The organism is Sphingobium sp., assembly GCF_003248505.1.
Lineage (GTDB): Bacteria > Pseudomonadota > Alphaproteobacteria > Sphingomonadales > Sphingomonadaceae > Sphingobium.
In genome coordinates this window covers 1-19,088 of record NZ_QFOA01000025.1, presented here as the reverse complement: position 1 = coordinate 19,088, position 19,088 = coordinate 1, and the positions used below count along the sequence as shown (strand labels likewise).

The 19,088-nt window shown below is 58.3% G+C and carries 18 protein-coding genes; 6 read left to right on the top strand and 12 right to left on the bottom strand.

Annotated features, from left to right (window positions below):
• Positions 1-2 precede the first annotated feature (2 nt).
• The 5 genes from DI606_RS10145 to DI606_RS10125 form a co-directional block, all read right to left on the bottom strand.
• A complete protein-coding gene (locus DI606_RS10145) occupies positions 3-227 on the bottom strand; it encodes a DUF2158 domain-containing protein (RefSeq protein ID WP_291550143.1) in 225 nt (74 codons plus the stop codon).
• Between the two features lie 93 nt (positions 228-320).
• Positions 321-809, bottom strand: a complete 489-nt coding sequence (locus DI606_RS10140; RefSeq protein WP_286864301.1) for a hypothetical protein — start codon at positions 807-809, stop codon at positions 321-323.
• 10 nt (positions 810-819) lie between these two features.
• Positions 820-1,953, bottom strand: coding sequence for a HigA family addiction module antitoxin (locus tag DI606_RS10135; protein WP_286864298.1), 1,134 nt, complete (start codon positions 1,951-1,953; stop codon positions 820-822).
• Entirely contained in the window at positions 1,953-2,255 is a 303-nt protein-coding gene (locus tag DI606_RS10130) for a hypothetical protein (RefSeq protein ID WP_286864296.1), read from the bottom strand. The genes DI606_RS10135 and DI606_RS10130 overlap by 1 nt, the downstream gene beginning before the upstream one ends.
• Before the next feature lie 182 nt (positions 2,256-2,437).
• Positions 2,438-4,165 (bottom strand): hypothetical protein, encoded by a 1,728-nt coding sequence (locus DI606_RS10125; RefSeq protein WP_291550137.1) that lies wholly within the window; start codon positions 4,163-4,165, stop codon positions 2,438-2,440.
• A gap of 241 nt (positions 4,166-4,406) precedes the next feature.
• On the opposite strand from DI606_RS10125, the gene DI606_RS10120 reads away from it, so the two are divergent.
• A complete protein-coding gene (locus DI606_RS10120) occupies positions 4,407-6,182 on the top strand; it encodes a reverse transcriptase family protein (protein ID WP_291550135.1) in 1,776 nt (591 codons plus the stop codon).
• Between the two features lie 321 nt (positions 6,183-6,503).
• On the opposite strand, the gene DI606_RS10115 is transcribed toward DI606_RS10120, so the two are convergent.
• Entirely contained in the window at positions 6,504-6,860 is a 357-nt protein-coding gene (locus DI606_RS10115) for a hypothetical protein (RefSeq protein ID WP_293982347.1), read from the bottom strand.
• Positions 6,861-7,538: 678 nt separating this feature from the next.
• Here DI606_RS10115 and DI606_RS10110 point away from each other — a divergent pair.
• From DI606_RS10110 to DI606_RS10095, 4 genes are all read left to right on the top strand, one after another.
• A complete protein-coding gene (locus DI606_RS10110; protein ID WP_286865095.1) occupies positions 7,539-8,084 on the top strand; it encodes a sigma-70 family RNA polymerase sigma factor in 546 nt (181 codons plus the stop codon).
• Positions 8,081-9,082 (top strand): FecR domain-containing protein, encoded by a 1,002-nt coding sequence (locus DI606_RS10105; protein WP_286865096.1) that lies wholly within the window; start codon positions 8,081-8,083, stop codon positions 9,080-9,082. Before DI606_RS10110 ends, DI606_RS10105 begins: the two co-directional genes overlap by 4 nt.
• Positions 9,083-9,169: 87 nt before the next feature.
• A complete protein-coding gene (locus tag DI606_RS10100; protein WP_293982342.1) occupies positions 9,170-11,728 on the top strand; it encodes a TonB-dependent receptor in 2,559 nt (852 codons plus the stop codon).
• Between the two features lie 11 nt (positions 11,729-11,739).
• Positions 11,740-13,824, top strand: a complete 2,085-nt coding sequence (locus tag DI606_RS10095; RefSeq protein ID WP_293982339.1) for an Atxe2 family lasso peptide isopeptidase — start codon at positions 11,740-11,742, stop codon at positions 13,822-13,824.
• Between the two features lie 21 nt (positions 13,825-13,845).
• Here the strand turns inward: DI606_RS10095 and DI606_RS10090 are convergent, their stop codons facing one another.
• The 6 genes from DI606_RS10090 to DI606_RS10065 form a co-directional block, all read right to left on the bottom strand.
• On the bottom strand, positions 13,846-15,537 hold the full coding sequence (locus tag DI606_RS10090; protein ID WP_293982337.1) for an asparagine synthetase B family protein: 1,692 nt from the start codon (positions 15,535-15,537) through the stop codon (positions 13,846-13,848).
• Positions 15,534-16,205, bottom strand: a complete 672-nt coding sequence (locus DI606_RS10085; RefSeq protein ID WP_293982335.1) for a lasso peptide biosynthesis B2 protein — start codon at positions 16,203-16,205, stop codon at positions 15,534-15,536. The genes DI606_RS10090 and DI606_RS10085 overlap by 4 nt, the downstream gene beginning before the upstream one ends.
• A 58-nt stretch (positions 16,206-16,263) precedes the next feature.
• Positions 16,264-16,398, bottom strand: coding sequence for a hypothetical protein (locus DI606_RS10080; RefSeq protein WP_275402220.1), 135 nt, complete (start codon positions 16,396-16,398; stop codon positions 16,264-16,266).
• A gap of 176 nt (positions 16,399-16,574) precedes the next feature.
• Positions 16,575-17,186, bottom strand: a complete 612-nt coding sequence (locus DI606_RS10075; RefSeq protein WP_293982331.1) for a GntR family transcriptional regulator — start codon at positions 17,184-17,186, stop codon at positions 16,575-16,577.
• Positions 17,187-17,192: 6 nt separating this feature from the next.
• On the bottom strand, positions 17,193-17,615 hold the full coding sequence (locus tag DI606_RS10070) for a transcriptional regulator (RefSeq protein WP_293982329.1): 423 nt from the start codon (positions 17,613-17,615) through the stop codon (positions 17,193-17,195).
• A 149-nt stretch (positions 17,616-17,764) separates the two neighbouring features.
• Positions 17,765-18,094, bottom strand: coding sequence for a hypothetical protein (locus DI606_RS10065; RefSeq protein WP_293982327.1), 330 nt, complete (start codon positions 18,092-18,094; stop codon positions 17,765-17,767).
• A gap of 589 nt (positions 18,095-18,683) precedes the next feature.
• On the opposite strand from DI606_RS10065, the gene DI606_RS10060 reads away from it, so the two are divergent.
• A partial coding sequence (locus tag DI606_RS10060; protein WP_293982371.1) for a disulfide isomerase DsbC N-terminal domain-containing protein occupies positions 18,684-19,088 on the top strand: 405 nt, incomplete at its 3' end.

Sequence of the window (19,088 nt, the reverse complement as noted above, 5' to 3'; positions counted from 1 at the left end):
AATCAGCCTCGCGTCACCTGAAACGACGCGAAACCAGGTCGTTCAGCTTTGTCCAGCGAGACAGCGGCGAATGTCTCCCGCGAGGCGACTTGCTTGTTGCCGACCTTCTCAAACCATACGCACCAAACTGCGGTGCCTTCGATCGACCAATGCTCGCCGATCTGCTCAACCGTCATGATCGGTCCGCCCGATTTCAGCTGGACTCTGTCACCCGGAGTGAACTCCATGCTTGCCGCCTCCGCTTGGACCGGATCTGCACCGGTCGTGAGTTGTCCATGGTAATGAGCCACATAATGGTTCTGCAGCAGGGTGCCGGCAGTTCAGGCAGCTTCATCGTCGCCTAAATCCTGATGCTGGCCAGCTTCCATCTCGGCGACGTCGTCGGTGAAGTCGAGAATGATCTGGATCGGCTGCTCGCCCGGACGTTCGTCATTGAAATGATCAATGTCTTGCTTGATCTGGAAGCAGTCGCCGACGATCGCCTGGCGGCGCTGGCCAAAGGATTTTTCCAGGAATTCCCGTGGAGCAGTATCAATATCGGCCCAAAGGCTCAATTGCTGCCCTCCGATCCAGGTCCGCACTGAATGCTTGGCGCGGTATCTGCGGCCCTTCGCATCAATACGCTTCTCCTGGCGCAGGCTGTCTGCAAGTGCGTCACGGCAGAGCTTAGCCACATCGCGCGGAGCGGGACGGAACAGGCCCTCGTCGATCGCCCAAGCAGCGACTTCGTCGAGCGAAACCGGGTTCGGGCTCACTGTTGCCAGGTAACGTTCGAAAATTGCCTGCATCTGCTCGCTATGTTTCGCCATTGGTATTGTCCTACAGATGAGCTTCGGCGGGATTGCCCCAACCATCGATGACAGCATCCTTGAGAAGATGCCGGCGCACTGGAACCTGATATTTGCGGAGATAGTCGTAGCGCTTCATCCGCTTCTGCAATTGCCCAACCACGATGGCAGGGTGAACAGACATAAGCGCCGCAAAACCAAGCACGTCGCGCTCCGAGAAGTAGGGGTGCTTTCGGGCATAGAAGGAAGCCATCTTAACTGCTGGCACGCAGAAGTCTGCGGCTTCCGCATTGGCGACCGCTTCCTCCTCAGTTTGGTTCGTTTCGTCGGCGGCGGTGTCACCAGATAGAAGATCGACCATCCCGATTGACTGTTTACCATGATCGCGCAGTACGTGCTCGATCTCGTGGCGTAAGACGAACCAGAAATTATCCAGCCGGTCGTAAAGCGTCGATATGCCGATCACCGGCGATGCGTCATCAAGCCAAGTGCAAACACCGTCGATTTTGGCGTTGGGCAAGACCTCGACAACGACAAAGCGAACCCCAACGCCGGCCAGGAGTCCGGGGACCGCTGCGACCGCCTCGGGGTCGACCATCAGCGACCTAAGCTTGGGCAGTAAAGCCTTGAGGCGATCCGCCTCGTAGGGCTCTACTGCGATCTGCCGGGCGAGTTGTCGCACCCTGAATACCCAAGCCAACTGGTGCGGTGGAGTTTCGTCATAATGGGTGCGTTTGGCGGCGAATGCGACACCACCCGACCCACAGTTACCGTCGTTTGCGGCCTCGAAGAACCGGTCCATCTGGAGTTGGAGAAGCGACGCTTCGCCGTCATGTATCCAGCCACGACGGATCATATCACGCACTGGAAAGTGCGCCTGTAAGCCCGCCCGAGTGCGAACGGCCGGATCGGGCTCCTTGGCGTTCTGAAGGTCATAGCGCCCCTGCAAATTCAGGAAAAATTGAGGCGATGTACCGAACGCATCACCGAGTAGTCGCGCCATGTCCGGAGTGATCCCGCGCTTGCCGGACAACAGCGGATTGAGCTGCTGCTCAGTCTGTCCGAGGATGAACGCCAAGTCGCGCTGTGACCAGCCGCGCGCCTCGAGCTCCATCTTGATGAACATTCCCGGTGGATCGATCGCCACTTGATTGCCATTCGCCATCACGCGGCCCCCCGCAGTCGCTCTTCCAACTTCTTCACGATCACCGTCATGGCATTATTCTTTTCTATAAAGGTCACGACCATCGCCCAATGAGGTGACAGCGTCACTAGATGCTCCGCCGGTTCAGGACTCGGTTGCAACCCGAGGCTCCTCCATGCTTTCGCTGTCTGAAGATCTGGAGCTGCCCGTAAAATGCAGAGACGATGCCGAGCGAACTGGATAACAGCCACCGGCAGCCGCGTATCAGCGGCGGCTTCCGTCTCGATCATCGCAAGGCGGCTATCTTCGAAATCGATGTCCATTGGGTGCGAACAATAACAGCGCGCCTAAGAATGTCAACACGACTTAACGCAAGCCGTTAAGTCGTTTATTGAGAAGGGCCGAGGCTTGCGATGGCAAGCCCTGAGGTGAACGAACTTGGCAAATGCCGTACGGCATATTCCTACAGCCCAGTGCCAGCCTGATGAGAGCCAATCTGCTAGGATCAGAGTTCCGAGCCCGCCGATGCGGCATTTCCATCGTTCGCTGATTTCCCGGGCAGCAGGATGGAACGCCACGCAATTTGCTGCGGCATCGCGCTTTCCAACAGTGCGCGAAGGCCCTGATGTTCGGGATGGACTTCAAAGGCGCGGCATATTTCCTGCAGCGCCTTTTCGATCTCGCCCTCGGCACGATATTTCTCAGCCAGCGTGAGGCACATGGCGGCTTCGAACAATCGTGGAGCACGCACCCCGTTCTTGCGTGTCCGCTCGGTGAAATAACCGTTCAAAGTTGCGGCATAGGTATCGGACGGCCAGCCATCGACAGCTCCGAGGATGGTCGCCACCACTAGTGTCTCATGAGAAGGCTGCCCCGCCTCCTCGGCGTGACGTTCGTAAAAGGTGTCGAAATTCTCCGATCGTTGTTCGGGGACGAGAAAAAGGTTGAAGAGAAAATGGAGCGACAGCAAGGCGGGTCGATATTGCGCGGGTGATTGCGGCAACAGCCTTTCCACATCCGCTAGTGCGGTCCCCATGTCGATAAGCACAGCGTCTGGCTCTCGCGTGAGCACGGAAGCGACCATGGCCAGCAGACCTTCCAGCCGCCGGCGCGCGTCGCGCGGGTCTGCAATCGGCGCGCCAGCCCAATATTGCGGCGCAAGCTCGATTTCAATGACACCGGCTCTTTCCAGCGAATAATTATAGGGTTCGACGGCAACGGCGGGTTGGCGCTCCACGAAGGATCGGATCACATGCGCGGTGACCCTGTAGAGCCCCTGAAATGTGAGCGCGGGCTTACGGTCTATCTCCGTGGTCTCGCCATATTCGTGGGGGAGGCTCAGAGCAGTCGGAAGAGCCCGCAGCTGATGGATATAGGCCGACCGGAGATTATAGGCCCGCCTTATCCCGGGTTCGAGTTCATAGCGGGCCATCGGTCGGCCGGCTTTCCGGGGCGCGCGGAAGAAACCGTCATCGATATGAGACAGGATGAAGTGCCGGTAGCGCCGCGACAGGGCTAGATGCTCGTGACCCAATATGGCAGCTCGGACCCGGTCCGACGCGTCGTCCTCTACCGCTTTCAACGCAAGGTTGACCGCCTTTCGCTTCTTCTCGTCGATATCCGCCCAGACCGGGGCATAGCCATCAAAATCCTGGGCAAGAGACTCCACGGCCGAAACCATCATCGTATAGGCATGAGCCAGATTGTCCTCGACACGGTGAAGGGCCGCAACACAGGTTCGCATCGCCTGTATGGCGCCCAGAAAGCTCTTGCGTTCCAGCCCGAGCAGCGTCGTGACGAAAGACTGGAATGCGGCGACATCCTCGTCAGTAAGATAGAGGGTGCGGTCGAAAAATCGGAAGATGAAGCTCTGAGGCGCATCGTGGCTCGAGAGGCCCGGCCGGCCGTCTGTGAGTGCCCGCACGATCGCGGGTTCGCGAGACACGACGCCACCCAGGCCGAAGGAGGGAATGACTGCGAAATCGTCGAGATAGGGGCCGGCTGTATGCGAGATGAGAGCACCCGGGCCATCAGGGCCCGCTTCGATGCGCTCCTCCATTTCGAAGATGACAGCAAGGTCCGCCGGTCCAGAGCCCGTACCGCGCAGCGTCCCCGCCGCAGTGACTATGTCCGTCTCATGCGGCAGCCGCAAATTTGTGTAGAGCACGCCGGTCAGACGATTGGTGCGTCCAATGCCTCGAGTGAAAAGCTTGCCTGTGTTGATCTGAAGCATGAAATCCTGTCCTGCCACCGCCAGAGACAGGGCCGCCGCAGCCCCTGCTCCCGTCGGGAAGAATGGTGTGCGCCTACGCCTCTGTCATCAGGAAAGACCAAGCTCATTGCGGTGCCGGGACGACCCGCTATAGTGATGCGAGGGGCGATATGACTACAAGGTTCAAGGCGCGAGTCGCGTCTGCTGAGATCAGCACTACTTGCTTCGTGTGTGATGTCGCTCCTGCCATCGGCGCTCGCTGATGTATGCTCTGCATTTCAGCCGCCTCAAGACCCGGGACGATGTGATCAGTGCGCTCACGATCGACGAGGCGCTGTTCGACAAGATCATCGCGTTCGAGCCCCCGCCGCCGGCTGCGCCGCGAAGCGCTGAGCCGCCCGTACCCAAGCCCGAGGCGGCCGTTCAGACGATCGTTCTGCGAGAGCCCCCGGTCTTCTTCCGCCACGATATCCCCAAGAAGAACAAGGCGCGCGGTCATCGTACCGTCTGGGAGCCGGTAAATTCGATGCCGACCTACAAGGCGCTGGCGCGGCGCCTGGAAGCATTTTTCACCATGCTGCCGGACTATCCCCATGAGTGCGCCTATGGCTATCGCCCGGGCAGGAATATCCGTGAAAATGCCAGCGCTCACAGCGGAAACAAATTCCTGTTGTCGCTGGATATCAAGGATTTCTTCCCGTCCATCACAGTGGAACGGGTTCGCTGGCTGTTCGAGGCAATGAGTATCGAGGCGTACGTGGCGGATCTTCTCGCCCGCTTCGTCACCATCGGCGGGGCTCTCCCCCTCGGCCTGCCCACAAGCCCCGTCATTTCGAATATGATCGCGCTCCCCCTCGACGACTTGCTGCGGGATCTCGCTGGTCAATATGAGGCTGTCTACACCCGCTATTCCGACGACATCACCTTTTCGGGAAATGGCGATCTGCCGGACATTGAAGAGATCCGGCCTGTCCTCGCGGCCTTCGACTTTGCCATAGCTGATCGCAAGACCCGTCGCTCCAAGCGCGGTCAGGCGCATTTCGTCACCGGACTGAGCATCAGCGACCCCGCGCAGCCCCATGTGCCGGCCGACAAGAAGCGGAGCCTGCGCCAGACGCTCTATTTTGCAGGAAAGTTCGGCCTAGCTGAACATTTCCAGCATCGCGGCATCAATGACCAGAAGGTCATCCAGCGCGAGGTCAACCGGCTGGACGGGCTGGTGAAATATGTAGCGCATCATGAGCCGCGCATGGCCACCAGCCTGAAGGAACAATGGCGGCAAATCTTGGCCGACAGTGGCATGAAACCGAGCTTTACACCCAGAGGCCAGTATCGGGCGCCATTCTATCTCTTGGTGGACGAAGCCGAATATCGCCGTGGGGACGACAAGATGCTTGGCCTCGCCATGGCGGTGACCCAACATCCCCAGCGGCTGGCGGATGAGACTAACGGGATATTGACGCGCTTCCTCGCCGATCTCTGGAGTGATGGTAATGATACCGCGCTTCGGAAAAATGGTCTCCATTATACGGATGCGACGGAGGACCTGCGCTCCGCTTATGTGAAGCAATTGGCGACCATGCCCTTCGAGGGCTATGTCGCTGTTGGGCCACTCGATGCAGATGCCGGTTATGAGGCGAGCTATCTGCGGCTATTGAAGGCCCTCATCTCACGCCGCCTGATGGCCGCAGAAAGCCAGTTCGCATTTCTCATTATCGAGAAAAACGGAAAGGTCGCCCAGGACGCGATAAAGGCCTGTGTACAGGAAGCCTTTGACGCCTTGAAACTTGCAGACAATCGAAGGCCCACAGCGTTCGGTGTCAATTTCGTCGCAAAGCCCAACGCCCTGATCAGCGTGCCCGATTTTCTCCTCGGTGCATTGGGCAAGTATCTCCAATCGAAACCCGCCGCGCCGGGCCGACCCGAACCGCGCGAACGGCTCCTGTTCGAACGGCTCCGCGACAAATATCGCCTAATCGTCGATGTCGATCCCTGGACGGAATTCACCCGGCGCAATCCCGTCAAGCCCTGGTCATGATGAGAGGTCCATCAAGGGATCGGTTGGTGGGCATAGAAGGAGGGAGAGATGTCACCTATGGTGGTCGCTCGGGGCAATTTCAGGATGCCTCGGCCTGTAGGCGGAGAACATCCACGGGATGGCCGCCGTTGAGCGGCTCACGAAGATCGGGCCTGATCAAATTATTGCATCGAGGCTCGGCATTGCGGCCCTTACCATTCACCAAAAAGCGCTGGGCCTCAGACCTTGTAAATGTCGGCTTTAGCTGTTTGGTGTCCGTAACCTGCCATTCTGGAAAGTCCCAGTCCTTGCCGTCTAACTGCTCAGCCGGCGGGCCGAGGATTACCTCGCACCCTTCGTGTCGCATCGCGCCGCCACCCCGCCCACCGCCGCCCGGTAATGTCGACACACCCGGTCCTCGCGCATTCCAAAACGCCGCGATACTTCCCCCACGCTCATTTTTCGCCCGACGACGAGAATGAGTATACCACGCTTCAGGGGCTCCATTTCGGCGACGACTTGCCTGATCCGCGCAGCTTCCTCGTCGCCGCCCAAGCCTATCGGTTCGGCCATCATCCGCACGTCAACAGTATCGAGATAGCGGTCAATCCGCGCACAGCAATGGTCATCATCCGCCAAGTTTCGAACGCACAAAATCAAATTCGCCAATGCCTGGCTCAGGACAGGTAGAAAGGTCACAACAGGACACTCCGCAAATCGGGTTTACTCCCTCCCGGGACACCCAACCCGCTCTCCCTTCCCTCCTAGTGCCCGGCGACAATGCTGTTACTCGAGCGGAAGGCATCACGCGTCCCGCCTGTCCCCTACCCCTTTCCCCTCGCCACTTCCCAGCTTCACACTTCGCCCTCACCGCCGCGACAGCGATCATCGCCCGGAGGGCCGGGATCGCCGTAGCCGAGACAAGTCGTCGCGACGGCACGCCGTGCCGACACTAGCGCGATGCCCGCTCAGCGGGCAGTCGCTCACCCCTTCCTTCAGCGGCTAATTCGCTTCGTAAAAACGTCATAATGGGTTTCTTAGGGGGTTGCGCTGCCTCGCAAATCCGGCAAGGTAGCCCCGCTTCCGCTGAAAGCGCGGAGGCGGGGCGTGGAAACCCCTCTACTCATGCTCGGTCACAGTTTCACTGGGGCCGGGTGGCATGCGCGCATGTCCAGCCGGCAACGGTAAAGGCGCATGCGCCTGTGAGTAGCAGGTTTCCAACATCCGGCTTCGGTCGTCGCCCCGAGTGGACATAGGTGCGGCGGATGAGGCGAACTAGACAACCGGTCAATCAAGGCGTTGAGGTCGCTGCGACGAAAGTCTGCGGTGCCGGCATACTGCTAACATGGCGCTATTCTTCGCATGGGAGCGCCTGCCATGCCAAGTGACGGCCGATCCCGCAGTGAAGTTGTGCGAGCGCCCGACGACCATGATCTGATCGTCCGCCTCTATCACGAAGAAAATCCGCGGCTGGTGCGCTACTTTCATCGCAATTCGGTGTCGCGGGCCGAGGCCGACGAACTTGCGCAGGAGACCTTTCTTCGTTTCGTACGGAGCGGCGCCGCTCGGATGCTATCATCGCCCCAGGGGTATCTCCGGCGCATAGCTACGAACTTGCTGCGGGACTGGGCGGACCGTTCGTCGACCCGGGTGGACAAGCTGAAGAGTCCGATATCGGATGCCACGGAAATTCCCGCGCACGGAGACCCGCATCGCGCCTTGGCGGCCCGTGACGATCTCGCCTTCTGTGACAAGCTCTTGCTTGACCTGGACCCCGTCGATCGAGAAATATTCCTCCTCAATCGCGTTGACGGCTATAGCTTCCGCGATATCGGAAAACGCATCGGGCTGAGCGAGTGGGCGGTAAAGAGGAAGATGCTGAAGACATTGGACCATCTGATGACAAGGATGGCGAGCCGATGACGCAGGAGCGCGATGGCGAATTTTCCATTGAGGATCAGGCCAGACTCCTCGCTATGGAAGCGCTACGTGATCCCACTACGCGCGCTGCGGCAATGCGTTGGTGTAACGAGGATCCCGAGCGCCGGGCCGCGTTCGATAAAGCCGAAGCTGCGTTAACTCGGCTTGATCCAGCGGCGAGGCGCATTCGCGCGCGTCAACGGCTTTTGAAAGTGGCGATCGCCGCGTCGGTCGCAGGCCTGATCGCCGTGGGAGCCAGCCTTGGCCTGAAGAAGAACGAGGGCAACTCCACTGGGCACCATGACATCGCAGGAGAAACCAATTCCACGCCAGACACTCCACTTGTCCTAACTACCCAAAGGGGCGAAGTCCGCGACGTCACGCTCGCCGACGGTTCCGTCGTGACGCTCGACACAAATAGCCGCCTGCTGGTCTGGATGCGACCGGATCGACGCGATCTGGAACTTGATCATGGCCGGGTCCATTTCATAGTCGCGCATGATCGGTCACGCCCCTTCACGGTAGTCGCCGATGGCGGAGCCACCACGGCGCTTGGAACTGTTTTCGACGTCGAGCGACGCAGTCGCTGCGAAATGAAGGTCGTGCTGTTTAAGGGGCAGGTGACCGTTTCGCCACCATGCGCCACACAACGGCTGTATCTGGGTGCGAACAAGCGATATCTCAAACCTGGCGAAAGAATGCGCTATTTGCCGTCTATCGCACAGGCCGCTTCCATCGTCCCCGACCGTGCGCCGAAAAATGAAGGACAGTGGGTAACCGGTGTGAAAAGCTATGAGGATGAAACGGTAGGCTCGATATTGGCGGAGGTGAACCTCTATTCGAGCGTCCAGTTGATCGCTGCCACGCCGGAAGTTGCCTCGATGCGCGTGAGCGCCGACCTTCACATCCGCAACCCGGAAACGGTCGCAAAGCATCTCGCGCGCTCGCTCGGTCTGACGCTTGAGTTTCATGGCACCGACAGGATCGTTCTAAAAAAATAGCGCCACCGCCGCTCGTTTTGAAATTCTTCCCGTCTGCCCCTTTGAGCGCATCATTCGATGCGCCTCTCATGACACTTGGGGATAGACATGCGAATGGTTCGTGGCGGGTTACTTGTAGGTATTGCAGTCGGTGCGTTGCTCATAGGTTCGCCCGCCAAGGCGCAAGCGGCCAAAGTGATAACATTCGATATCCCCGCGCAATCTTTGACTGGAGCGCTGCGGGAGGTTGCGCGCCAGGGAGGACTGGAGTTTTCCGCGCCAGCAGATCCGCTGCGAGGTCGGCAATCAGGTCGCCTGACCGGGCGCCATACGATCGAGGATGCTGCGCGCCTGTTGCTTGCCGGCACGAAACTCACAGCCCAAATCACCGATGGCGCGCTCATCGTGCAGGACACGACCGCTGCAGCCAGAAATGATGCAACGGGAAACGGCGAAAACGAACTCGTCATCACTGGAACCCGTCTTAAATCTGCCCCGTCCGCGTCCCCCATGCTGCAGTTGGATGGAGACCAAATCAAACTGGCCGGCCAGACCGATCTGGGCCAGGCGATCCGCTCCGTTCCCCAGAATTTTGGGGGTGGGCAGAATCCCGGCGTGGGCTGGGGTGCCAGCGGGATCAACAATCAGAATATCGACTCCAGCTCCACCGCCAATCTTCGCGGGTTAGGAGGAGACGCCACACTGACATTGCTGAACGGCCACCGCCTGTCTTATGGCTCTTTCGTCCAGGCAGTCGATCTTGGTGCCATTCCTCTGGCTGCCGTCGAACGGATGGACATTGTTGCTGACGGGGCGTCGGCGATCTACGGGTCCGACGCCGTCGGCGGCGTGGTCAATATCGTCCTCAAACAGGGATATGATGGTGCCTCTGTGGCTGCGACCTTGGGCGGCGCAACCAATGGAGGCGATTTCCAGCAGCAATATAGCGCCGTTGGAGGCAAGGATTGGGGATCAGGCAGCCTGATTGCGGCTTATGGCCACCAAAGCAACAGCGCCATCTATTCCGGTGATCGCTCTTACACAGACTATATGCCAGACAAAAACACGCTTTACCCCCGGACCGTGCAGAACAGCGCCGTTGTCGCGTTGCGTCAGAGCGTTGCTCGCGATGTCGAGATGCTTCTCGATGCCACCTACAGCCGGCGCAATTCATTCATGTCCTATATCACGGACTATGGCTTGGCATATGAAGAACGGCCCGCCGTCACGTCCTATTCTGTGACCCCATCTGTGCGGGCAGGGCTGGCCCCAGGATGGAACCTCACTCTTTCTGGAACCTATGGACAGAGCAAATCTCAATATGACGAGCAAGCGTTCCAGGATGACGCGCTAGATTATCGGTCCTGGGGACATTATCTCAACAAGCTGGTCAATGTCGAAGGCTACGCCTCCGGCAGTCTGAAGGGAATTGCCGCGCGCCCCATCGATCTGGTGATTGGCGCGGGCTATCGTTACAACAGCTATAGTTATGCGCCTTCGGGCGTTCCGCTCGATGCCGGATCGGTCAACAGCTATTACGGCTTTGCCGAAGCGGCCTTGCCGCTTGTCGCGCCGGAGGATGGCAACCGACTTGCCCATCGCCTGATATTGAACGGAGCTATACGCTATGAAAATTATCCCGGCATGGCGTCTGTCGCCGTTCCCAAGCTCGGTCTCATTTACGGGCCAAACCGCGCTTTCGATTTAAAGGCAAGCTGGGGACGTTCCTTCAAGGCCCCTACCCTTTCGCAACAATTCCAGCAGCGCGAAGCCTATCTCTATTCTGCCGGCCTCTTGGGCGGCTCGGCTTTTCCAGCTGGTTCGACCGTGCTGATCGACTATGGCGGCAATGTCGATCTCAAACCGGAAAAAGCCGAAACATGGTCGGCAACGCTCGATATTCACCCGCCCGCCCTCGACAAGTTCAGAGCGTCGGTCAGCTATTTTCACGTCACCTATCTCGACCGCATAGTCCAGCCTGTCTCGGGCGCGGCATTGTTCAATGCGCTTTCTGATCCGGCCTATGCCGCCTTTGTCGCCTATGATCCGTCCAGCGAGGAACTACAGCGGATCATATCGGCGGCATCGAAATATTATGATTATAGCGGCGGGACCGGACTCAGCCAGACCATCGCCATCCTCTATGATCGCTACGTCAACGCCGCACGGCAATCGGTGCAGGGCGTCGACCTGTCGGCCCAATATGAAATTGCATTGAAAGGGCTTTCATCGCTGACGGTCAGCGGCAACGCCTCATGGCTGTGGTCGAAACAAAAAACGAGCGACGACGCGGGAGAAATCGTTCTTGCAGGAACGATCTTCAATCCGCCCCATCTCAGAGCCAGAGGCAGCGCAATATGGACGGACCAGAAATGGACTTTTGCCGCCTATCTCAATCACGTCGGCGGTCTTGAAGATAACCGGAGCACACCGTCGCTGAAAATAGCTTCACAAACGACACTCGATCTTTCCGCCCGCTTCGCACTTCCCGATAGTCAGCCTGTTCTTGGCGGATTGACGCTGCAATTGAGTGCACAGAACGTCTTCAACAAACGCCCTCCCTATGCAAGGCCGAGCGGGGGCTACAGCTATTATGTGAATTACGATTCAACAAATTTCTCGCCGGTCGGGCGCTTTGTCAGCCTCACCATCTCCAAAGACTGGTGAGGGTGTCGACGATGCCAGCTACGAGGCAGCGGCCGCACCATGTCGCAATTACAAAGAGAGGGCTTTCGCGCAATTGGCGTTCAACTGGCGGCTTGGTCTTCCTGTCCCTTCTGGGGATTGCCCAAGCGAGTGCGGAAACACGCCAGTGCCACCTGCCCGACCTTCATACGGTCGGAGAACGAAGGGCCATTGGTACCAACGACCTGATACGGTTGAGGGACTTTGGTGGGCCTGGCCTTGGCAACGCGCCTGCACCGTTCGCGCTCTCGCCAGACAGGCGATTTGCGGCGCTGCAAATGCGCCAAGCCGACCCGGCTACCGACAGTTATTGCACCGCGCTGGTACTCATACCCGTCAGAGGCGGGGGCAAGCCATATATCATCGATGACGGGGGTCTGATTATTGCGTCCACCTCCACCCGTTATGGCGTGACGGACCTTCCGCTCGGCACGCCCAAGCCTGCCCTGATCGCCTGGAACCCGGCCGGCAGACTGCTTGCCTATGCGAAATCCTTTCCCGACCGTTCGGAAATCTGGATCCATGATCTTGTCGGTCTTGAGTCCAGGCGGCTGTCGAGCAGCCCGGTCGATGTTGAAGCACTGTCATGGTCGGATGATGGTGAGCGGTTGCTCTATGCAAGCCGTCGGGATTTACCGGCGGCGCGGGACGCGATCGTTGCAGAAGGAAAAACCGGATTTCACTACGATGGTCGCTTCTGGCCGCTTTCAAGTGACATGCCCCTCCCCTCGGCCGATGTTCCGCTCATCGATCAGTCGCTCGATGCCATGACCGGGAAGACCCAGCCCTTTCGGCCATCCGACAAGCGCGCGTTGCATCCAGCAGTTCAATGGCCATCGGCGAGCGTCACCTATGCCCAACGCGGTTCTCGCACGGCCTGGAGCGCGCCTGCCGATGAGGGAATCGATACTCCGTCCCGGTTACAGATTCGCATGGGCAACAGGCGGCTACCTTGTCGCACAGCCTCGTGCAGCGGGGTCAACTCCCTATGGTGGTCGGATGATGGCAATACGCTATATTTTCAGCGGCGCACGGGCATCGGTAATAGCCGGACAGAGTTTTTCGCATGGGTTCCCGGGCGCAATGTGCCGCGCAGGTTGCTCAGCACCACTGACGCCCTGTTTGGCTGCCAATATGCTGGCGACGAGATCATCTGCGCGCAGGAAGCATCGAACACCCCCAGGCTTCTGGTCGCGATTTCTACCCGGGATGGAGCCCGACGCCTCTTGCTCGATCCCAATCCTGAATATGCCGCACTGGAGCCGGGAGCCGTTCGGCGACTAGAATGGAGAAATGATGCGGGCGTCGCAGCGTTCGGTGACCTCGTCCTGCCGCCCCGCTACACGTCCGGTCACCGATTGCCGCTGGTCATCGTCCAATATCAGTCGCGCGGCTTCCTGCGCGGCGGCACGGGCGATGAATATCCGATCCAGGCGCTGGCGGCACGGGGCTTTGCCGTTCTCAGCTTCAATCGCCCACAATGGCGGCCAGCTACAGATGCGCCACTGAATGAGAAAGAATATCTACGGCAAAGCATGCATGGTTTTGCCGATCGTCGTGATGTCCTCTCCTCACTCAGACAGGTTATCAGGCAGCTGGATCTGGAAGGACTGATCGACCCTCTGCGCGTCGCTATCACCGGGCAGAGCGATGGCGCCGTGACCGCCACCTTCGCGCTTGCCAATTCAACGCTCTTTTCCGCAGCGATCCTTAGCACATGCTGCGAAAGCGAATCCGGACTCGAAATATCGGGCGAAGCGCTGGACAATTTCTATATTGGCATGGGCTATCCGGCCACGCGAGCTTCCGGAGAGTCATTCTGGCGCGTAGCCTCGCTTGTAGACGCGCCTGACGCCAGACCGGTCCCTCTTCTCATTCAGGCGGCGTCCAGCGAATTTCGAATGGGCCTGGCGACCTATCGCGACCTGCGGCGGCGGGGTTGGCCGATCGAAATGTATATTTATCCCGATGAAGGGCATGTCAAACTGCACTCGGCGCATCGCGCGGCCATCTACGATCGCAACATACAATGGCTTGAGGAGCAGCTCAATCCGCTACCCGCGACCCCTGGCGGCTGACGCTATGAATATTCCAGCTTTTCACGACCATGCCCGGCACCAGATCTCCATCTCGTGCAGGTGAAGAATGCGCGTGGGCGTCGCAAGCGCTACGCCCCGATCCGTTCCGAGCATCCCGATCGCGTCCCGATCAACAAGGCCATGGTCGGCCAGGCAGCCATTTTGCAGATCGTCGATGATAGTATCCCGATGCAGGATCCAGATCTGGTGCAATAGTCCATCAAATGCACCCTTTCCGGCACGACCTGTCAGCAAGGGCGGCAGAAAGGGCTCCATCGCCGCGCGGGCCAAGGCACGGTCGCGCCCTCCTGTGAACCAGAACCAGGTCGGGAAAGACAGGCAGAGCTCCAGAATCGGCTGGGACAGCAACGGATAGATAGTGGGCCGATCGTCGGAAATGTTGAGATGATCGGTCGAGGCCGTCGCCCGCGCGATACTCCTGACATGCTGCCTGGCCCCGGGAGGGGCCCCGTGGACCGCCTTGAGCCAAGGGTGAACGTCGGTGTCCTGCATGGAAAGAGCAAGGGGTGTCAGCAGATCCGCCATGATCGGCCAGGGAACGAGCATATCTTGCCTGACGCAGGCTTTGAAAGCCTGCCGCAAGACCATTGGCAGGGACGTCCCGGTTACGGCGCAGATATCCCTGGCCGTTGACGCCAGTGCGCGAGAGAAAGCTGTATGGCTGTAGCGGTCAGCCAACGGATAGGCCGAATGCAACTTCCCGAACACATTATCGCCGCCACCACCATTAAAATGCGCACCATGATCCCGTGTTGCAGCCCGTTGCGCCGATGCAAGATCGAAAATCTGTGTGAAAGTGCGGGCCGATGGGCGCGGCCGGTGGACGGAGAGATTGATGGCGACGTCCATATCCTGAGGCGACATTAATGTGGGGCTGATGGAATATTCCAGATGGTCCGCAAGCGCGGCAGCATAAATACGTTCATCAGCCAGTGGCGAGGCTGTATAAAAATGGATGAGGCCGACCGGACCATATTGTGCGGACAGTGCAGCAAGTACCGATGAATCAAATCCGCCAGACACGGAAATGAGGGGATTGGGATAGCGCTGGGTCCATGTGGACATCACCCTGCACAACGCATCTTTCAACAGGCAACTCGCCTGTTCGAAATCACATTGCAGATTATTATTCACATAAGCGGCAGGATTCCAGAGCAGATGATGATGGCTTCCATCCTGGTCAAGGATCACCATCTCCCCGGGCAGAACCTCGGTTACGTGCTGCAGACAGGTTTGATGCCTGCGCAGATCCGGCGCCATCAGGCCATTGGCGATGCTTTTCCAGTCGATATGCGGCGTGATGCCCAAGGCCTGCAGGATCGGCGCAGCCTCCGTCCCAATTGCGACACGATGCTCATCACAGGCATAATAGCAGGGTATCATGCCCGACGGATCGCGATAGATGACTGTATGATTTGTAACAGGGCTCTGGACGATCATGACGAAGCGTCCCCAATGCGCCTGCACAAAATTCCGGACGAGCAGCACCGGGTCATCGTTCCAGGCAATCTCAAGACCGCGCGGTCCGCCCGTTTCGGAGAAACAGTCGCCCAGGAGAATGACGCTATCATGATGGAAACGCTGGACTTCAAGGTCCGCGCTGCACGCGATGCCCACTTCTTCCGCTGCCCCGATATCCTCCAACGACATGGGTCCGCCGCGGCGGAGGATTATCGAATAGCGCGTGTTCATGGCAGGGCAAGTACTGGAAGAAATGCCCGGACAGTCTCAATATCCTGACCCAAAACCACATCTTCATGCTGGACCCAGCAATGCGCCTGGAAAGGCTCCAACTGGACGCCAAAGACGAGTGTCGTGCGCAACTTGCACAGGGCAAGATAGGCGTGCAACGCGAGCGCATCGGGAAGACAGCGATCTTTGCGGGGGAAAAGCAGGGTCGCGCTATGAAAGGCCGCAAGAAGCACAGGAATTTTCGATAGCAATAACGCCTTTTCCCCTGATCGCGCAAGGGATGTCGTTAAGAAGATCCTCATCCTCAACGGGCAGTATCGCGCCACAAGATGGAAGAATGCCAGACAAAGAAACGCAGCGACGTAATGGGCGCCGAAGGCAAGCTTGTCCGAAGTCCCTTCAGCTCTATCGCACAATGCGCGGGTAGGTCTGATCCCCGAAAAAGGATGGGATGAACCCGCTGCAGCGTGTGAAGATATGAACAAGCCGGTTGCAGCCAGGGCCTCCAGTCCTTTGGCATCAACGACACGGCCAGCCACCAGCTCGCGAACGGCCATCTCCAGTTCGGGCGCTATCATGAGGTAGCGATCGCGATCGACGTCCAGGAAAACCAGGCGATCGCCAATATCGCAATATCCAACACGCGGTTTCAAGATGACGGCATTCATCGCTGGCCCCTTAAACCTTGTCTGGTCCGGCATGGCGGCCGGACCAGACTTTTGGTTGTCAGTCGTCGAGAATGCCCGCGGCCGACTGCCCCTGCGGACTGTCGGTGAGGCGCTGCCCCTGGCCGTTTGTCACCTTGCTGGCGACACCCAGTTCAACGACGGCTTCGTCGGATTTGCCATATGTGCGTTCCATATTTGCCTCCTTCTGATTGACCACGCGGTTCGTGGCGACAGAAAGGCTATGTCGATGGAAGGATATATTCGCCAATATATGCTTTCATTGTGAAAGCATTATACGCGAATATTGCAATCATGGAATCATGATATTCACGCTCTGAATATTTTGTCTTGTTATGAATTATTTGCCTGTCATTCACACAGCATCGGCGCTGCCCTGATCCGGCGGCGATGATAATTCCAGAGCATCTCCAGAAGTGCTCTTCCTGTCCCGGAAGCTGCCAATATATTGGCACGACGAAGTTCGTCGGCGCAGTCTGGCCAACGGTCCAGCTCCCGGAGTCGGACGGAACGTAGCCGTTCTCCGGCATTGGCAATCGCCGCGACAATTTCTGCTGATTGGGATGCAGCTGCAAGTGTGAGAAACATCCGCTCGGCCGTGCCTACGATCGCGGCTGAGGACGTGTAGTCAGTGACCCAACCATCCGGGGCTATAGGGCGTTGCATATTTTGGCGTGCGCGGCTCTTGAGCGCCATGCGAATGAGTTGACCATGCCATGTATAGCAGTCGCATAATCCTTCTGGAGTCCAGTCGATAATGCGGAACCCATGATGCTGTCCGGCCCGAAGCAAGCGTTCGCCATACATGCGGTGCAGTACGTCTCGAATAGGCGAGGGACTGGTCCCGAATTCCGAGGCGAGAGCGGCAATAGACAGATCGGTAGAGCCGACGTAACGCCCCGAAAGCAGTGCTTTTTTGAGGTCTAGATAGACTTGTTCAGCATGGCGCGTTCCCGGTGACATGTGAAGTCACTCGTCCAGCTTTTTATCAGGATTGGCATCTGCATCAGGCGTGAAGAGCTGGCGCGAAAGCGTTTCGAGATTATGTTGTGCGATGGCATCGATGCAGACGGTTTCCAGTTTCGAGAGATCCCCTTCCAGTAGCCCGCGCGGAAATACCCGCCGGTGTTCCATGAAAAGCAGGGGTATGACGAGATGTCCAGTCGAGAGACCCAGCGCATGCGCACAGCGGAAATGATCGTCGAGACGGGACTTGGGGTTGCCGGCCTCGATTTCGCGAAGCCAGCGCGTGCCGATCCCTATGTTCGCCGCGAAATCTTCCTGCGTTATCCGTTCGACCCGTCTCTTCATTTCGATGCGCCTCCCGGACATCAGCTTGATCATCTCAAGGACCGAGGGATCGCGTGCATTGGGAATTGCCTGTAGCGGCATGACAAGGTCTCCCTGCCAATGGCTCAAAGCTCCCGTGCACAGCCCACGGGTCAAAAATGTTGTTAGTCGCACCAAAGGTCAAATTTTTACGCTTTCATAGTGAAAGCATTGGGAAACGCCCCATGTCGCAGGGATAGACGCCTTATTACCTATCGTTGCGAGGTGATCAGCGCTGCCTTTCGATAGGCGCTTTGCAGCTCCCGATCTTCGGACGCCTGGAACATGATCAGCGCCACATTATAAAGTCGCCATGTCGCCACCCCACCTCCACATTCCCCGCTCTCGATCAGGCGGCTCGCGATGCGATCGACGATGTTGGTCAATCGCGATGTCGTACCAACAAAGCGAAATGAAGGACCGCCCAACGCACCGCAAAGCGGCGATTCGAGTTCTGCGACAATCTCGGCAGGGTCGCAGCCATCCAGAATGCTCATCGCGACATGGAGAGTCGTTCCATAGGAAATAAACTCGCGCGTCATTCTGGCAAGCCTGCAATGGCAGGCGAGAAATTGATCGACACCCTTCTCCGATAACTGGAGTTTGTAAGTCCTCGATGTCCTCATGCACGCTCTCCCTGCATGATTCGCAGCCTGCCAACGCCCGTCGCGGCAGCGTCCCGATGAATAGAGACGGGCAAATGACCCCAAAAAAGCGAAGAAATCGGCACTGAAGTGCCGATTTCGGTACTGAAGTGCCGAATCGGCATCTCAGTACCCTGCCCATTGCGCGGCTTGCTCTGACCTTTCATCCTTCATCCATCCGAACAACACGGTGACGGCGAGCACAGCCCTTGAACAGTGCTCCCAGCCCAAACCGCATAACGAAACCCGGCGTGCAGCGATGCGCGCAGGATGAAGGAGGCTTATGTCAGTTTCGCATAGACATTCCGGATTGGCGATCCCTCCATTTGTGAGCGAGCCAAAGCCTTCCAAATGGCCAACGCAGATTTGCGGCAGATCGCGTGTTTGGAATGGGAACGTAGCAAAATGGTTAGGCGGGATCAGTGCGGCTGCACTGATTGCCTTCCTTCAGCCTGAAGCAGCCTATGCGCAAAAGGATTCAAAGCCTATCTCCAGTGCGCAGCTCGTCGAAGCGGCTGGCGAAGCGGAAAGGCAGCTTCAGCAGACCTTCACCAATCTGCGCTTCGAGGAATTTGGTCCCGCGCCCGTCGAGGGCCCAATCTATCAGGCGAGCGCTGGTGGCCGGATCATCTATTATGCGCCGCAAAGTGAGCATCTCTTGTTCGCTACGGTCTACGACCGCAACGGCGTCAACCTGACCGCGCTGGCGCAGGAACAGGGCGCTACGCGCCGTCTCAACGCCATCGACCCTGCCAAGGCACTGGCGATCGGCCCTGCAGATGCGCCCACGGTTATCGAATTCACCGACCCGGACTGTCCTTACTGCCAGGCGCTCGATCGGTTCTGGAGCGCCAAGGCAGCAGAGGGCAAGCCGGTAAGGCGTCTCATCTTC

Bases quoted from the DNA above. Each gene is read 5' to 3' on its own strand.
- DI606_RS10105 (WP_286865096.1), top strand. From the start codon at position 8,081: ATGACGCAGGAGCGCGATGGCGAATTTTCCATTGAGGATCAGGCCAGA.
- DI606_RS10095 (WP_293982339.1), top strand. From the start codon at position 11,740: ATGCCAGCTACGAGGCAGCGGCCGCACCATGTCGCAATTACAAAGAGA.
- DI606_RS10085 (WP_293982335.1), bottom strand. From the start codon at position 16,205: ATGAATGCCGTCATCTTGAAACCGCGTGTTGGATATTGCGATATTGGC.
- DI606_RS10065 (WP_293982327.1), bottom strand. From the start codon at position 18,094: ATGACGCGCGAGTTTATTTCCTATGGAACGACTCTCCATGTCGCGATG.
- DI606_RS10130 (WP_286864296.1), bottom strand. From the start codon at position 2,255: ATGGACATCGATTTCGAAGATAGCCGCCTTGCGATGATCGAGACGGAA.
- DI606_RS10080 (WP_275402220.1), bottom strand. From the start codon at position 16,398: ATGGAACGCACATATGGCAAATCCGACGAAGCCGTCGTTGAACTGGGT.
- DI606_RS10120 (WP_291550135.1), top strand. From the start codon at position 4,407: ATGTATGCTCTGCATTTCAGCCGCCTCAAGACCCGGGACGATGTGATC.
- DI606_RS10070 (WP_293982329.1), bottom strand. From the start codon at position 17,615: ATGCCGCTACAGGCAATTCCCAATGCACGCGATCCCTCGGTCCTTGAG.
- DI606_RS10110 (WP_286865095.1), top strand. From the start codon at position 7,539: ATGCCAAGTGACGGCCGATCCCGCAGTGAAGTTGTGCGAGCGCCCGAC.
- DI606_RS10135 (WP_286864298.1), bottom strand. From the start codon at position 1,953: ATGGCGAATGGCAATCAAGTGGCGATCGATCCACCGGGAATGTTCATC.
- DI606_RS10145 (WP_291550143.1), bottom strand. From the start codon at position 227: ATGGAGTTCACTCCGGGTGACAGAGTCCAGCTGAAATCGGGCGGACCG.
- DI606_RS10140 (WP_286864301.1), bottom strand. From the start codon at position 809: ATGGCGAAACATAGCGAGCAGATGCAGGCAATTTTCGAACGTTACCTG.
- DI606_RS10075 (WP_293982331.1), bottom strand. From the start codon at position 17,186: ATGTCACCGGGAACGCGCCATGCTGAACAAGTCTATCTAGACCTCAAA.
- DI606_RS10090 (WP_293982337.1), bottom strand. From the start codon at position 15,537: ATGAACACGCGCTATTCGATAATCCTCCGCCGCGGCGGACCCATGTCG.
- DI606_RS10100 (WP_293982342.1), top strand. From the start codon at position 9,170: ATGCGAATGGTTCGTGGCGGGTTACTTGTAGGTATTGCAGTCGGTGCG.
- DI606_RS10125 (WP_291550137.1), bottom strand. From the start codon at position 4,165: ATGCTTCAGATCAACACAGGCAAGCTTTTCACTCGAGGCATTGGACGC.